General features: G+C 39.2%; 14 protein-coding genes. 10 read left to right on the plus strand and 4 right to left on the minus strand.

Features of this window, described 5'->3' with window-relative positions; translation table 11 throughout:
• Nucleotides 1–19 precede the first annotated feature (19 nt).
• From C1721_RS07695 to C1721_RS07705, 3 genes are read right to left on the minus strand one after another with little or no spacing between them, the layout of a single operon-like run.
• Nucleotides 20–1,279: an ABC transporter permease gene (locus C1721_RS07695; protein WP_102407844.1), complete on the minus strand. Its 1,260-nt coding sequence runs from the start codon at nt 1,277–1,279 to the stop codon at nt 20–22.
• 28 nt (nt 1,280–1,307) lie between these two features.
• Nucleotides 1,308–2,570 carry an ABC transporter permease gene (locus tag C1721_RS07700; RefSeq protein ID WP_102407845.1) on the minus strand — a complete coding sequence of 421 codons (1,263 nt, stop codon included), beginning with the start codon at nt 2,568–2,570 and terminating at the stop codon, nt 1,308–1,310.
• Complete coding sequence (locus C1721_RS07705) at nt 2,563–3,246, minus strand: ABC transporter ATP-binding protein (protein ID WP_102409324.1); 684 nt, start codon at nt 3,244–3,246, stop codon at nt 2,563–2,565. Before C1721_RS07705 ends, C1721_RS07700 begins: the two co-directional genes overlap by 8 nt.
• Nucleotides 3,247–3,600: 354 nt before the next feature.
• Here C1721_RS07705 and C1721_RS07710 point away from each other — a divergent pair, with 354 nt between their 5' ends.
• The 10 genes from C1721_RS07710 (at nt 3,601) to C1721_RS07755 (ending at nt 15,763) form a co-directional block, all read left to right on the plus strand.
• The gene (locus C1721_RS07710) at nt 3,601–4,323 is read left to right on the plus strand and encodes an MBL fold metallo-hydrolase (protein WP_102409325.1); all 723 of its coding nucleotides are present in this window, start codon (nt 3,601–3,603) and stop codon (nt 4,321–4,323) included.
• A 25-nt stretch (nt 4,324–4,348) separates the two neighbouring features.
• On the plus strand, nt 4,349–4,726 hold the full coding sequence (locus C1721_RS07715; protein ID WP_102407846.1) for a VOC family protein: 378 nt from the start codon (nt 4,349–4,351) through the stop codon (nt 4,724–4,726).
• Between the two features lie 186 nt (nt 4,727–4,912).
• The gene (locus C1721_RS07720) at nt 4,913–5,890 is read left to right on the plus strand and encodes an ROK family protein (protein ID WP_102407847.1); all 978 of its coding nucleotides are present in this window, start codon (nt 4,913–4,915) and stop codon (nt 5,888–5,890) included.
• Nucleotides 5,891–5,982: 92 nt separating this feature from the next.
• A complete protein-coding gene (locus tag C1721_RS07725) occupies nt 5,983–6,504 on the plus strand; it encodes an NUDIX hydrolase (RefSeq protein ID WP_102409327.1) in 522 nt (173 codons plus the stop codon).
• Between the two features lie 95 nt (nt 6,505–6,599).
• Nucleotides 6,600–9,599, plus strand: coding sequence for a tetratricopeptide repeat protein (locus tag C1721_RS07730; protein ID WP_102407848.1), 3,000 nt, complete (start codon nt 6,600–6,602; stop codon nt 9,597–9,599).
• 6 nt (nt 9,600–9,605) lie between these two features.
• Nucleotides 9,606–11,381 carry a TonB-dependent receptor gene (locus C1721_RS07735; RefSeq protein WP_102407849.1) on the plus strand — a complete coding sequence of 592 codons (1,776 nt, stop codon included), beginning with the start codon at nt 9,606–9,608 and terminating at the stop codon, nt 11,379–11,381.
• Nucleotides 11,382–11,450: 69 nt separating this feature from the next.
• On the plus strand, nt 11,451–12,551 hold the full coding sequence (locus C1721_RS07740) for a sensor histidine kinase (RefSeq protein WP_102407850.1): 1,101 nt from the start codon (nt 11,451–11,453) through the stop codon (nt 12,549–12,551).
• 15 nt (nt 12,552–12,566) lie between these two features.
• On the plus strand, nt 12,567–13,721 hold the full coding sequence (locus C1721_RS07745) for a sensor histidine kinase (RefSeq protein WP_102407851.1): 1,155 nt from the start codon (nt 12,567–12,569) through the stop codon (nt 13,719–13,721).
• A gap of 3 nt (nt 13,722–13,724) precedes the next feature.
• Entirely contained in the window at nt 13,725–14,579 is an 855-nt protein-coding gene (locus C1721_RS07750) for a sensor histidine kinase (protein WP_102407852.1), read from the plus strand.
• A gap of 8 nt (nt 14,580–14,587) precedes the next feature.
• The gene (locus tag C1721_RS07755) at nt 14,588–15,763 is read left to right on the plus strand and encodes a PP2C family protein-serine/threonine phosphatase (protein ID WP_102407853.1); all 1,176 of its coding nucleotides are present in this window, start codon (nt 14,588–14,590) and stop codon (nt 15,761–15,763) included.
• A gap of 143 nt (nt 15,764–15,906) precedes the next feature.
• On the opposite strand, the gene C1721_RS07760 is transcribed toward C1721_RS07755, so the two are convergent.
• Nucleotides 15,907–16,170, minus strand: a complete 264-nt coding sequence (locus C1721_RS07760) for a tetratricopeptide repeat protein (RefSeq protein ID WP_102407854.1) — start codon at nt 16,168–16,170, stop codon at nt 15,907–15,909.
• Between the last annotated feature and the right edge of the window lie 15 nt (nt 16,171–16,185).

Below are 16,185 nucleotides of genomic sequence, written 5' to 3' on the forward strand. Positions count from 1 at the left end.
ATTTTATTTTATTCAAAGTTTATTCTTCACGTATTGCATCAATTGCTTTAATCTGCATAGCGCGCCACGCAGGGATAAGTCCGGCCAAAAGTCCGCTGATAAGCAATATGATGGTTGCTGCTACCGCTGTATTGATATTGATTTCCGGATTATAAAAGAACGTATCGTCTCCGGCACCGGACGATTCCAGAAATCTATTCACCGCATCCAGCAGGAATACGCCTAAAGTCAGTCCGATCAATCCGGCCAGGGCTGTCAATACAAGACTTTCACTCATAACCTGAATTATGATACTCATCGGTTTTGCTCCAAGCGCACGCCGTACACCGATCTCTTTCGTTCGTTCTTTTACAGTAACCATCATAATATTACTTACCCCGATGATTCCTGCAAGAAGCGTACCCATACCAACCAGCCAAACCAGAATATCTATGCCGGTAAACAGCATATTGAATGTTTCTGCCTGCTTGGCTATGCTAAAGCTTCCAACGGCTTGCGGATCGGTAGGCGAAATCTCGTTTTGTGATTTCAACAGAGCTTTCACATCTTCCGTAATTTTGTCGCACGAATAGCCGTCTTCACCTGTAATGCAAAGAAACCAGAACTTGTCTCCATTATTAGTAACCTGTTGCAGAGTACTGAACGGCAACATTACACTCTCTTCCGTGCGTCCGCCTATACTGGCACGTGGTTTTGCCTTGATAACACCTATAACCTGATAATAAATACCATTTACCCGGATATACTGTCCGGTCGGGTCTTCTCCGGGCTTGAACAACACTTCATAGACGCGGGTACCGATCAGGCAAACTTTTCGTTTTTCTTTCAGGTCAATTTCATTAAGCAGGCGTCCATAGTAGATATGTTGCGTTTCGATGTTGAAATAGTCGGGATAGACACCGCGCACGTTGTAACTTCCGGCTTTTTGACCTCTTACAACGTTATTGTTCCCGGATTGTCCCCAGTGCATCGGTGAGATATATTTAATACCATGTACCTGCTGTTTTATGGCTTCCATATCCCGGTTTCGCATGCTCCAATAGCGACCTTTGCGATAGCCTTTATATGGTTCGGACGTACGTTCGGTGTAGAAGAAACAAGAGTTGGTGGCAAACCCGTTTACATTCTTGAAGATACCGTTCTGCATTCCTTTACCTGATCCTAATAATAATACGAGCATCAGTATTCCCCAGAAGACACCGAAGCAGGTGAGCAAGCTCCTCGTTTTGTTTCGAGTGATTGTGATCCATATTTCTTGCCAGCGGTCTATATCAAACATGAGTTCTAATTTTTAGAGTTATATGTTGTTATTCGGTTCTCATGGCTTCGATAGCCGTTATTTTGACGGCTTTACGTGCCGGGAAATAACCTGCCATCACACCTGCCAGTATCAATAATCCGGTTGCGGCAAATGCAATGCTTAAGCTAACGGTTGGATTGCGGAATATAGTCATATCGTCTCCGGAAGCTTGTCCCATATTCATCATATCCATGGCATAATTAATGCCTTCTGTAATACCGATTCCAAGCACCATGCCTACATACCCGAACATGGTGGTTATCAGTATGGATTCAACGATGATGAGTTTTAATATGGAGAAAGGCGTTGCCCCGATCGCTTTGCGAATACCAAATTCTCTGGTTCTTTCGCGTACGGTGATCAACATGATATTACTAACGCCTACAATGCCGGCAGTTAGCGTACCGATGCCGATAATCCAAAGGAATAAGGAAATACCATTCATCATGCCATTTAACATCAAAAACTCTTCGGCCGTATTCCACATATATAAAGAACCTTTATCCGTAGGGTCAAATCGATGGCGTTTCCCCATACTTTCACGGAAACGGGTTTCAAAGGCTTCGTTTTCTTCTTTAGTCTTTAATCCTTTTAACGTGAATGATATTTGTCCGATACCATATCCGAAATTATATAGCGTTTGTCCGGTAGAGAAGGGGATATATGCCGGAGAGTCGTTGCTGTTGTTTTCATCTTTATAAACACCAACTACCTGATAAACAATGTTACTGGTATTTATATATTTTCCTAGAGGATTTTCCGAATGGAAAAGAACTTCTTTCATTCGGGGACTGATAACGATTACTTTTCGTTTCTGTTGAATATCTATGTCATTGATAAAACGTCCGTTACCAACCAGCATTTGTATATTGTCTATAATAGAGTGGGCCGGAAATACGGCACGCATAGAGTAGGTTCCATATTCTTCTCCAACTGATAGTGTATCGGTATGATATACAACGGCACTAACCAAGTCTATTTCCGGATGGTCGTATCGTATAAGTTTCAAATCTTCATCTTTAAACTTAATGCTGCGATTGGTAGGCATACCTTGATAAGGCATCGTTGTATAGCCCGGCCATACGGAAACTCTGTTGGTGGACATATTCCGGAAATTGTGTAAAATACCATTCCGAAGTCCGTTTCCTGCTCCCAACAGGATAATAAGCATGAAAATACCCCATGCCACCGAAAATCCGGTCAGAAAAGTACGTAGCTTATTTTTCCGGATGGTCCCGAATATTTCTCTGAAGTTGTCGAAATCAAACATGAGCTTTTCCTTTTTCTATTGTTTCGATCAAACCGTCTTTTACGCGGATTATTTTACTGGTAGCGTCGGCTACGGATTGCTCATGTGTAACTATCACCATTGTCATTCCGGTGAGGTTTACCTGACGGAGTAATTCCATTACTTCCACAGTTGTTTTACTGTCTAAAGCTCCGGTTGGTTCGTCGGCAAGGATTACTTGTGGCTTCGCTATCAAGGCACGGGCGATGGCTACACGTTGTTTTTGTCCGCCGGACATTTCGTTCGGCATGTGCTCTGCCCAGTCTTTCAATCCAACCATATCCAAATATTCTAACGCCATCGCATTCCTCTTCTTTCGCCTTATTCCCTGATAATAAAGAGGCAATGCTACATTTTCCATTGCGTTTTTAAAAGAAATAAGGTTGAATGATTGGAATATGAAACCGATCATACGATTACGTAATTCTGCAGCTCGCGTTTCGCTCAGGTTTTGGATTAACTGACCATTCAATGTATAAGTTCCCGTATCATAAGTGTCTAATATACCAAGTATGTTTAACAATGTGGATTTACCGGATCCGGAAGCTCCCATAATAGATACCATTTCCCCTTTTTCAATATCAAGGTCAATTCCTTTCAGAACGTGCAACGGTGCTCCGTTGAAATACGTTTTGTTAATTCCTTTCAGTTGGATCATCATATTTTACAGTAACTTTTAATATTAGACGTTCTGTTTGCCGGAAATGTTACATTTTAGGTAAACTTTCTGTTTTTATGCTAGCAAATATAGAATCTTGCAAAATACCTTGTATCGCAAGGTACTTATAATTATAAAATATTAACAAAGTGTGTTAGTGGTCAAATATAAGGTAAAGAATATTTCATCCCGATGAAATTAAGAAAACATCCCGATGATTTTATAAAATGATCCCGATGAATTAAAAAAACGGGTATAGATATAATTGTTATTTTAGCTAAGTTTGTAGCGACATGCAACAACAAGTAAATAGGCTGTTGTGTTCTTATGAATATAATTAAAGACCGAAAAAAGATGAGACTTGTTTACATTTATCATAGTGGTTTTGTTGTTGAGGCAAAAGGTTTCTCTGTTTTGATTGATTATTATCGTGATACAGCAACTTCTTCCAATGGCGGATTTGTCCATGATGATTTGCTAAAACGGCCAGAGCCTTTGTATGTATTATCTTCTCATTTTCATCCGGATCATTTCAATCCGGAAGTATTAACATGGAAAGAGCAAAAGAATAATATCCATTATATTTTTTCAAAAGATATTTTGAAGCATAAGCGTGCTAAGGCCGAAGATGCTTTCTATATACAGAAAGGCGGAATTTATCAGGATGATAATTTAACAATAAAAGCATTTGGTTCTACGGATGTAGGCGTTTCTTTTCTGATGGAGATACAGGGACAAACTATTTTTCACGCAGGCGATCTGAACAACTGGCATTGGAAAGATGAATCTACAAAGGAAGAAGTAAATGAGGCTGAAAAGAAATATTTGCATGAATTGGATATAATAGCGAAGGATACTGACCGGATGGACTTGGCTATGTTTCCGGTAGATCCCCGTTTAGGAACGGACTTTATGCGAGGTGCTCAACAGTTTATAGATAAAATACAGACGAAAGTATTTGTTCCGATGCACTTTTGGGACAGACCTGCAGAAGTAGAAGCTTTTGCTCCCTATGCGGAGTCAAAAGGGGTTCGTTATGTGTTGTTATCAGTCCGTGGAGAAGGAACTGATTTTTAATTATTACTATTATAATAAATGTATTATGGAGATAAAAGGAAGATTTGATCATTTTAATATTAATGTACTTGATCTGGAAAGAAGTGTTGCGTTTTACAATAAAGCTTTAGGTTTGGTAGAACATCACCGCAAAGAGGCATCAGACGGTTCTTTCATCTTGGTTTATATGACGGATGAACAAACCGGTTTTCTTTTGGAGCTAACCTGGCTTCGTGACCGTAAAGAACCATATGAACTGGGTGATAATGAAAGTCATCTTTGTTTTCGTGTGGCAGGAAATTATGATGAAGTGCGTAAATACCATAAAGAACTGAATTGCATCTGTTACGAAAATACGGAAATGGGTTTATATTTTATTAATGATCCGGACGATTACTGGATAGAGATACTTCCTTTGAAATAAAGGGGGCGTAGAGCGGAAAATATACCCATTAATATATAACAATGTTGCATGATATAAGTTTGTAGAAAAACAAAATAAATATATCCTGTATGATAATTTTTTTAAGAAAACGTATTGCAACTTATTATAATCCTCTTATATTTGCTTCTCGTAAATGAGATCATTATTAATCCTAAATATAAAATCATGGAGAAACCTTATGTTGTAGGTATTGATATAGGAGGTACCAATACAGTTTTCGGTGTAGTAGATGCAAGAGGTACAGTTTTGTACAGTGGTTCGATTAAAACTGGCAAATATGCAGATATTGAAGATTATGTTGCGGCTTTAGGCCAAGGACTTATGCAAGTTATAGAACAAGCAGGCGGTTCAGACAAAATTAAAGGTATCGGTGTAGGTGCTCCGAATGGTAACTACTTTAATGGTTGCATAGAATTTGCACCGAATCTTCCTTGGAAAGGTAAAATACCTTTGGCTCAGTTAATCAGTGAAAAAGTAGGAGGTATACCGGTTGCATTGACAAATGATGCAAATGCCGCCGCTATCGGAGAAATGACTTACGGTGCTGCACGTGGTATGAAAGATTTTATCGTTATTACGCTGGGAACAGGTGTAGGTAGCGGTATTGTTATTAATGGTAATCTTGTCTATGGACATGATGGCTTTGCCGGAGAATTGGGTCATGTGATCGTACGTCGTAACGGACGTTTATGTGGCTGTGGTCGCGAAGGATGTCTGGAGGCTTATACTTCAGCTACCGGAGTAGCCCGTACAGCGCGTGAGTACTTGGAAATCCGTAAGGATGAAAGTTTGTTGCGCGAACTGGATCCGTCCGAGATTACATCAAAAGACGTATATGATGCAGCTATGAAGAATGATAAGTTGGCTCTTGAAATTTTTGAAATAACCGGTTCAATGCTGGGAGAGGCTTTTGCTAATTTTGTAGCATTTTCCAGTCCTGAAGCTATCATCTTATTCGGTGGTTTGACAAAGGCCGGCGATTTGATTATGGAACCAATCAAGCGCTCTATGGATGCTAACATGCTGAAAGTATTTGAAGGTAAAACAAAAGTTTTATTCTCTCAATTGAAAGAAAGTGATGCTGCCGTATTGGGCGCAAGTGCTTTAGGTTGGGAAGTGAAAACTCAGGACCCTACGTTATAATTGAATTTGTATCTACGCAAAAAAGTGTAGATTTCAGTGATATAACAAGCCGCATCTGAATGAAGGTGCGGCTTGTTGTTTATATTTTTTATATGAAACATCCATTAGATAAATTTGAATATTGTCCGGTTTGTGGGGCTGCAAGTTTTGTCTCGCATAATGAGAAAGCTAAGAAATGCGCAGTTTGCGGTTTTGTTTATTATTTCAACCCTTCTGCCGCGGTAGCCTGTTTTATTCGTAATAGAAAAGGAGAGTTGTTGTTGGTAAGGCGGGCAAAAGAGCCGGCCAGGGGAACTTTGGATTTGCCGGGCGGATTTGTAGATTTGCACGAAAATGCGGAAACAGCAGCTCGCCGTGAAGTAAAAGAAGAAACGGGGCTTGCGATAATAGACTGTCGTTATTTATTCTCCCTTCCTAATATTTATCCCTACTGCGGATTTGATGTACATACTGTGGATTTATTTTTTGAATGCTGTGTTGATTCTTTCGACTTGGCATGTGCCGGAGACGATGCTGCAGAGATTGTAATTCTTACTCCTGATAAATTAAAACCGGAGGATTTCGGACTGCATTCAATAAAAAAAGGGATAAAAAGTTATATTGCTTCATTTTAGATGATGACTTTCTTTTTATTTGCGGCTTATTCTTTATATTTGCAACTTAGAACAAACAGGTACTTTTGGTGTCTGTATTTAAAAGCAAGTGAGTGATGAAGAGAATACTTATTCCGCTATGTTTGATATTGGGAAGTCATGTGGCGAACGGACAAAGGTCGTATCAGTTTCAAGCGCCCGATCGTCTGTTCGTGGAAGGCAAAGAGTTGTTTAGTCTAAAAAATTATCCTGGCTGTATAGATAAGTTAGAGGCTTATAAACAGCACTCGACAGATGCCGACTTGATACAAGAGGCTGATTACATGCTAGTGTATGCTGCTTATGAACAAGGGCGGCCAAATGCCGATGAGTTGCTGAAAGATTATCTGGAAACTTATCCCTCATCCCGTCATAGCGATGAAGTAAATTTCCTGATTGGTTCTGTCCATTTCGGATGGAAGGAGTATCAAAAGGCTATTTTCTGGTTTGGGGAATCCAATATTGATATGTTGAACCCGGAACAACAGGAAACATATAGCTTCCGTTTAGCCTACTCTTTGTTACAAACAGGAGAAATGGATAAAGCTCGTAGCTATTTTGCCCGCATCGAACAAGTGGGTGTGAAATATCGTGAAGCTGCCACTTATTATGTTGCTTACATCGACTATGCTACCGGAAAATATAATGCTGCTCTGGCAGAATTTTCTCGTTTGAAAGAAATCCCCGCTTATCGTGAACAGTCATTATATTATATCACTCAAATTTATTTTATTCAAAGTAAATATGAACGGGTAATAAAAGAGGGTGAGCAGCTTCTTGCCTCTTACCCTGACAGTAAAAATAATACGGAAGTTTACCGTATGTTGGGTAATTCGTATTATCATCTGGGAAATCAAGGCAAGGCTATCGAGATGTTGAGCAAATATGTTTCATCAACTGATAACCCGTTACGTGGTGATTTGTATATTCTGGGAGTTTGTTATTATGACAAAGGAAATTATAGTAGCGCCGTTAATACATTAGGACGTACAGTTCGTGAAAATGACGCTCTGACTCAGAATGCCCATCTTTATTTAGGGCAATCCTACCTGAAATTGAAAGATAAAAATAATGCTCGTATGGCGTTTGAGGCAGCAGCGACTTCTTCTTTTGACAAACAGATTAAAGAAGTGGCAATGTATAACTATGCCTTATTGATTCATGAAACCGCTTTTACCGGTTTTGGTGAGTCTGTTACAATCTTTGAAGATTTCCTGAATGATTTCCCGAACTCTCAATACGCGGATAAAGTAAATGATTATCTGGTAGAAGTATATTTGACAACTAAGAACTATCAGGCGGCTCTTAACTCCATTGATAAGATTAAACATCCCAGTACGAAAATATTAGAAGCAAAGCAGGATATTTTATTCCAATTGGGAACACAAGCTTTTGCCAATATGAAACTGGACGATGCAGTTGGTTTGTTCAGTCGTGCTATTTCGCTGGGTGCTTATAATATGGAAGCCCGTAATGATGCCTATTTCTGGCGTGGCGAATCATATTATCGTTTGGGTGAATATGAAAAGGCTATTTCCGATTACCGTACGTATTTGAATAATGCCCGTCAACGTAATACGGATATGTATGCTTTGGCTTATTATAATTTAGGCTACAGTTACTTCAAGCTGAAAGATTACAATGAAGCATTGAGCCGTTTCCGTCAGTATGTAAATATTGAAAACAATCAGAGTGCCGCTTCTTATGCCGATGCCTATAACCGTATTGGTGACTGCTTATTCTATAATCGTCAATTTGCAATGGCGGAGGAAAATTATTCGCGTGCTGCACAATTACAACCTTCGGCAGGAGATTATTCCATTTATCAAAAAGCTTTTGTTTTGGGTTTACAGAAAAACTATCAGGGAAAGATCAGTACGTTGGATCGTTTGATTCGTGAATTCCCCGAATCTCAGTATATAGATGATGCTTTATTTGAAAAGGGACGTGCGTATGTGTTGTTGGATAATAATAAAGCGGCGGCACAATCGTTTGAAACCTTGATTCAAAAGTTCCCGCAAAGCAGTTTGGCTCGCAAGGGAGGTGTTCAGCTCGGGTTAATTTATTTCAACGATAATCAACCGGAAAAAGCTGCGGAAGCTTATAAAATGGTTATTAGTAATTATCCGGGTAGTGATGAAGCGAAGGTTGCTTTACAAGATTTGAAATCCGTATATATTGAATTAAACGATATTAATTCGTTTGCTGCTTATGCAAATTCTTTGGGAGGTAATGTTCGCTTTGAAGTAAGTGAACAAGATTCATTAACTTATCTGGCTGCCGAGAAATTGTTTCTGCGTGGTGATAATGACGGTGCCCGTAGAAGTTTAACCAATTATCTCCAGACTTTTCCTCAAGGGGCTTTCAGTTCCAATGCAAATTTCTATCTGGCCAGTATCGCATTTGCCAAGAAAGAATACGAAGAAGCAAAACGTTTATTCTCGCTTGTTCTGGAAAGCGGAGATACTAAATTCCTGGAAGAGGCAGTGGCCCGTAAAGCTGAGATTGAATATATGGATAAGGATTATCCGGCTGCTTTGGAAAGCTTTAAACGTTTGCAAATAGTAGCAGAGAATCCGGAGAACAAACAAGCTGCCAAATTAGGTATTATGCGTTGTGCGCAATTTACCGATCAACCGAAAGAAGTCCTTTTGGCTGCCAATGAATTGCTGAAAGAACCTAAACTTTCACCGGAAGTAAGTGCCGAGGCCCGTTATGCACGTGCGAAAGCTTATCTTTCTTTGAAACAGGACAACAAGGCTTTGGAAGATTTAAAAGAATTAAGCAAGGACACACGTACTGTTCATGGTGCGGAAGCTAAATATTTGTTGGCTCAACTGTATTATGACAGTAATGACGACAAAAATGCAGAAAAAGTTCTTGAAGACTTTGCAAAGAATGGTACGCCTCACCAATACTGGTTGGCTCGTGGCTTTATCTTGTGGGCTGATATTTATATCCGTCAGGGTGATGATGTTCAGGCTCGTCAGTATCTGACCAGTTTGCAGAATAACTACAAAGGCGATGACGATATTGCCGGTATGATAGAAAACAGATTGGGTAAACTAAAGAAATAAGTAACGATGAAGACTATATATAATATAAAAACGTTGTGTGTGCTTGCCTTTCTAGGTGTTTTTGCAACCACTGTAAGCGCACAGGAAGACAATACGGCTAAGGATAAGAATCTGAACCGTGAGATGACATTGGAACGTGAATATGACCCTTCTGTACAAGATGCCAGTAAAGTAAATACGCTTCCTGTGGTTAAGGAACCGGAGGTGCGTAAAATTCCTATTGATTATGCGATGTTTACGATTCCGGCAGATCCTGCTAAGGAGATAGGTTTACTTCCCTCCGGTAATATCATGACGCAGATGAATTATAATAAGCGTCGTGGTTATTTTAATTTCGGAGCAGGTACATATTTGAACCTGAATGGGGACTTGGGGTATCATATTCTGAGTACGGATAAGGATAAACTGAATATCTGGTTTTCCCACCGTTCTACAAACGGAAAGGTGAAATATATACAAACGGATGAAAAGGTAAAAGCAAAACTGAATGAAAATCTGGGCGGTATAGACTTTAAACATAACTTTGACAAATTATCTTTGTTAATGGGATTGAAATATGGATATTCGGCGTTTAATTATTATGGATTGCCGGTAGATAGCAAAGGAGGTCTTCCATTGCCTGGTTCGGAGCTCAATCCTCCGTTGGATATTGAAACTAATCAAGTAAACCAGACTATCCAGGCAAACATAGGAGTGGAATCAAAAGAAGATGCTCCTGTTGGTTACTTGTTGGATATTGCTTATGTCAACTTTTCCCATAAATATGCTTTGTATAAAGATATAGATGGCCCGACTGAACAAGCGTTTGATGCTAAATTCGATTTGAATGCCCGTTTTGGAGGAAATCAGAAAATTGGATTAGGTGGTAATATTGAATATTTCAGTTATAATCTTCCTTCCGAATATCTTTATTTTGAGAATCATGCGGAAGGGCGTGTTTCTCCGTATTATAAAGTAGAAGGAGACAATTGGAATCTGAAATTAGGGGTAAATGTAATGTTCGTTACCGGTGATGATAGCAAGATGATGGTCAGTCCGGATGTTGCTGTAGATGTTGAAGTTGCGGATAAGACTGTTTTGTATGCTGCAGCCGGTGGTAAGTTGAATTCTAACAGCATGTATGAGATATCGCTGATTAATCGTTATGCAAATCCTACCCAAGAAGTATCTCCTTCCCGTAATTGGCTGGATGCAACATTAGGAATTAAAAGCGGGGTAGCTCCCGGTTTTTGGTTTGATGTGTTTGCCGGATATAAAATTACAGGAGAAGATGTTTTGTTCGTTCCTTCCCGTTATGCGGAGATGGGCGGATTTTATAATTATTCGGAATCGATGAGTAATATAGATACTAAACGTTTCTTTGCCGGAGCTAACTTAAAATATAGTTATCAACAATTGGTAGACTTTTCGCTGAAAGGTGTCTACAATCACTGGACTGCAAAATATGGCAGTGGTTGGGACGGCGTTTCCGGTGATTTGGAACACGCTTGGGGCAAACCGGAAATGGAACTTAATGCGGGAGTTTCGGTTCGTCCATTGAACCCTTTGACTGTTTCGCTGGATTATTACCTGGCTACCGGACGTTATACCGAACTTTACGGATATGACGTAGTTAAAATGAAAAATATCAACGAACTTAATCTGACCGGAACATATACTTTCAACGATACATTTGGCGTATATGCGAAGTTGAACAATATCTTATGCCAGAAATATGAAGTGCTTTACGGTTATCCGTTGCAGAGTTTTAGTGCTATGGTTGGCGTGAATATTAATTTCTAGGCTTTCGGAAGAAATTAGAAATGCATTCGGAAGAAATTTGAATTTCTTCCGAATGGAATCAAAAATGTGATGGGTGATATAAACATAAAACAAATAGAAAATCTCCGGTTACGCATACAAGCGCTCGAAATACTTTCCTTAGTCGGGTTAGTCGGAATGGCGATCTTTGTATTTAAGGAAAAATATGATCTGGTGTATTATTGTATCGGCATAATTATTCTGCTTTATGTTTATAAGTTTTTTACGAATGTCCGGTTGAGGAAAAAAGAGTTTCTTTCCAATATAGTAGAAGCCCGGACAAATGAGCTACGTTCACAGCGGGATACGATACAAGCAGAATCTCAGAAATTATCGCAGGCCTTGGCTGCACTGGCGGATGCTCAGGATGAATTGGTGCGAAAAGAAAGATTAGCCTCTATAGGTCAGCTTACACAAGGACTTGTAGACCGTATATTGAATCCGTTGAATTATATAAATAATTTCTCCAGCTTGTCGGTTTCTCTCGCTAAAGATATCCGGATGAATATGGAGGAAGACGTAAAAAACGATAACCATGCCAACTTCAATGACTCGTCGGAATTACTTTTACTATTGTCTGGTAATCTTGATAAAATAACGAAGCATGGAGATAATACGGTGCGTATAGTGAAGGCTATGGAAGAGTTGCTGAAAGACCGTTCCGGTAATCGTACGACTGTTGAGATAAACGAACTCTGTAAGGTTAATCTGGGTATATTGAAACGTAATTATAAAGACGAAATAGACCGTAACCAAATACTTATCCACTATTCGGAACTTACTGCACCTCTCACGATGGAATTAAATATTGAACAGATGGGAAAAGCCCTGCAGCATATTCTTAACAATAGCATGTATGCTGTATTGAAGAAAGCGGGTTCATCTGAATATCTTCCGGCTATTTCTCTTTTTTTAGGCATAAAAGCAGATAAACTGCAAATTATAATCCGTGATAATGGAGTAGGAATAGAGGATAATATAAAGTCGAAGGTCTTTTCTCCTTTTTTCACAACGAAGACTACAGCCGAAGCTGCCGGTACTGGTTTGTATCTTAGCCGTGAAGTAGTGTTGAACCATAAAGGAACTATTGAAATTGCTTCTGAAAAAGATCGTTTTACAGAAGTAACTATTTCGTTACCTATTTATCAGTAGGAAGGAGAGTGCTGTATGGGAAGCTTATATGAAGAAATAAAGACACTGCAAGTTAAGATTAAACGGTTGGAACGTTCAACAACGATCGGGCTGATTGCTTTTGTTGCTGTTATCATAGCCGAAGCTGCCGGTGTAAATAGATTAGGGGGATGGGTTACTCCGACATTGGCTGTTTTTTTGATTGTAGTACAAGTCTACAAATCAAGATGCCGCAAAAAGTTAAAGCAAAAAGAACTTTTGGCGAAAGAGGTTGAAGTCCGTACGGAAGAGATACGTTCCGAACGTGATGCCGTGCAGGAAGAATCTCAGAAGTTGGCAACCGCTTTATCTGCTTTGGCAGAAGCTCAGGACGAATTGGTACAACAGGAAAGAATGGCAACAGTAGGGCAACTTACCAAAGGATTGGTTGACCGTATACTGAATCCATTGAATTATATTAATAATTTCTCCTGTCTTTCTGCTACATTGATTAAGGATTTGAGGGAGAATCTGGATAAGGAAAAGGATCATTTATCTAAAGAGGTTTACGACGATTCGATGGAACTGCTCGATATGATGAACGGGAATTTGAACAAGATATCGGAACATGGTTTTAATACGGTCCGTATTGTAAAAGCAATGGAGGAATTGTTAAAAGACCGCCGGGGAAATACTACTTTGACAGATATAAATAACTTGTGCCGGATCACTCTTGACAAATTAAAGAGGAACTACGAAAAAGATATTGAGGAGAAGAATATCCGTATTGTTTTTGACGGACTTACTCTCTCTGTAATGATGGAAGTGTGTATGGAACAGCTTAGCAATGTTTTGCTCGGTTTGTTACAAAACGCGATGTATGCTGTATTGAAAAAGGCGGAAAAAGTAACTTTTAGCCCGGAAATATATATGAAGCTCCGGGTAGAAGGAGACAAACTGCAAATTACAATACGAGATAACGGGATTGGTATATCCGACAATATAAAAGAAAGGATATTCTCTCCGTTCTTTACAACGAAACCAACAGGCGAGGCGGCCGGTATCGGTCTTTATCTCTGCCGTGAAGTGGTGTATAACCATAAAGGTACAATAGAAGTTAACAGTGAACAAGGTGAATATACAGAGTTTCTGATAAACATTCCGGTTTATCAACCACACCCTGCCACACCGGAAAACGACGAAGACGAGTAATATATGGAAAACCAAAGTAACGAAATAGAACGTTTGCGATTGCAGATAAAAAACCTCGAGAAGCTATCTTCTTTAGGCATGTTGAGTGCAGGTATTGCCCATGAAATACAAAATCCGCTCAATTTTGTGATTAACTTTAGCAAATTATCGGGTAAATTGGTCGATGATCTGGAAGATGTTTTGGAAGAGGAAAAAGAAGTTCTATCACCGGAAACATGGGAAAAACTGACTTCTATTCATGAAGAGTTTACTGAAATATTAAACGATCTTCATGACAATCTTCAGAAGATTGAAGAACATGGAAATCGTGCTACCAGTATTATTCGAGGTATCTTGCTTTACTCAAGAGGAAAGGAAGATGAATATATCCCTACTAATATACAGCAGTTAGTGAAAGAATACGTTTGGCTTGCTTATCATTCAATGCGCGCTAATTATAAAGGTTTTAATATAACGATACGTGAGTTTTATGACGACTCTATTCCGATGATGAATCTTATTCCTCAAGACTTTAGCCGTGCGGTTCTGAATATAATGAACAATGCTTGCTATGCTGTGTACAGTAAATCTAAAATGTCTTCACTCGATTATCAGCCTACAATTGTCGTTGATTTGAAAAGGGTAGGAGATGAGGTGCGTTTGAGTATTGAAGACAATGGAACAGGTGTTCCTGAGAATATCCGTAATGAAGTATTTGATGCCTTCTTTACCACTAAACCGGCTGGAGAGGGAACCGGTTTGGGGCTTTCCATTACTAAGTCTATTATTGAAGAAAAACATCATGGCAAAGTTTTTCTGGAAACTCAAGAAGGCGAATTTTCCCGTTTTATTTTCCTTATTCCATTAACGAATAAATAAACAGCATTATGGCAATTAAAATATTAAGTGTAGATGATGAACTAGATTTGGAGGTTTTGTTAACCCAATATTTCCGGCGTAAGATACGCAAAGGAGAATATGAGTTTGCTTTTGCCCATAACGGTTTGGAAGCCTTGAAGCTGTTGTTGGAACAACCGGATTTCGATATAATATTAAGTGATATTAATATGCCGGAAATGGACGGCTTGACTTTGCTTACCAAGATCAATGAAATGCGTAATCCTGCATTGAAGTGTATTATGGTTTCTGCATACGGAGATATGGAAAATATCCGTACAGCAATGAACCGGGGAGCTTTCGATTTTGCGACGAAACCTATTGATATGGAGGATTTAGAGCGTACGATAGAGAAGGCTGTGGAGCAGATTGCGTTTATAAAGGAAGCTCAAAAAGAACATAACCAGTTGGAAGCTATCCAGTATGATCTAAATGTGGCCAGGGATATCCAACAGTCTATTCTTCCAAAGCAATTTCCTCCGTTTCCGCAATATTCCCAGTTTGATATTTATGCAACTATGAATGCTGCAAAATCTGTGGGAGGAGACTTTTACGATTTCTTTTTGATAGATGAGAATCACCTGGGATTTACTATTGCCGATGTGTCGGACAAAGGTATTCCGGCTGCTATTTTTATGGCTATCAGCCGGACTGTAATTCGAGCAACAGCTTTGCGCCAGTTATCTCCTGCAACTGTATTGGAACAATCCAATGAGTTGCTTTGTAAGGAAAGCGTCAACAATATGTTTGTAACTGTATTTTATGCTATTTTGAATATTTATACGGGAGAAGTGTCTTTTTGTAACGGAGGTCACAACCGTCCGGTTTATATCAGACAAGACGGAGAAGTTTCTATGCTTCCACTGACTGGTAGTATGGCTTTAGGAGTGATGGCTGATGCTGTTTATCAAGAAAAAACAATTCGTTTGAATCCGGGTGACAGCCTTTTTCTTTATACTGATGGCATTAGCGAAGCTATGGATAAGCATGATAACCCATACGGGAATGACCGTCTGATGGATGTTTGTCGTTCTATGAAAAAGATGTCTTCAAAGGAAATGGTGGAAATAATGACAAATTCTGTTTGCGAGTTTGTTGATGGAGCTTTGCAAAGTGACGATATGACTATGCTAGCCATCGTCTATAAAGATAATACTGCTGTTTGATGTTGATTATATGTTGTTTATTATGATTGTTTAGTGCTTGTAGAAATTTGTACTCCGATTATAGCCATGTTGAAAGGTAAAATCGGGGTCGAATCTGAATTGGGTAAAGGTTCTACTTTCTGGTTTACGTTACCATTGTAAGATTAATGGTTATACATATCCTTGTTGTAAAAGTTCATGATATCCATTAGCATGTCGTGTGCTCTACGCGCCGGGCCATCTGGATTTAACTCCATTGCCATAAGATAATTGTTAAGTGCACGCTGGAAATCACCTTTTTTTCTATATGCGTTTCCCCGAAGGAAAAAGGCTTCATCAAGGTGTTTGTTGTCAGCAATAAGTTTGTCCAAAAGGTGGATCGCTTTGTCAAGTTCGCCATTAAAAATAAGTTGCTTTATCTTTTCCATCTGTATTTTGAGATT

This window comes from Parabacteroides bouchesdurhonensis, from assembly GCF_900186615.1.
GTDB lineage: Bacteria > Bacteroidota > Bacteroidia > Bacteroidales > Tannerellaceae > Parabacteroides > Parabacteroides bouchesdurhonensis.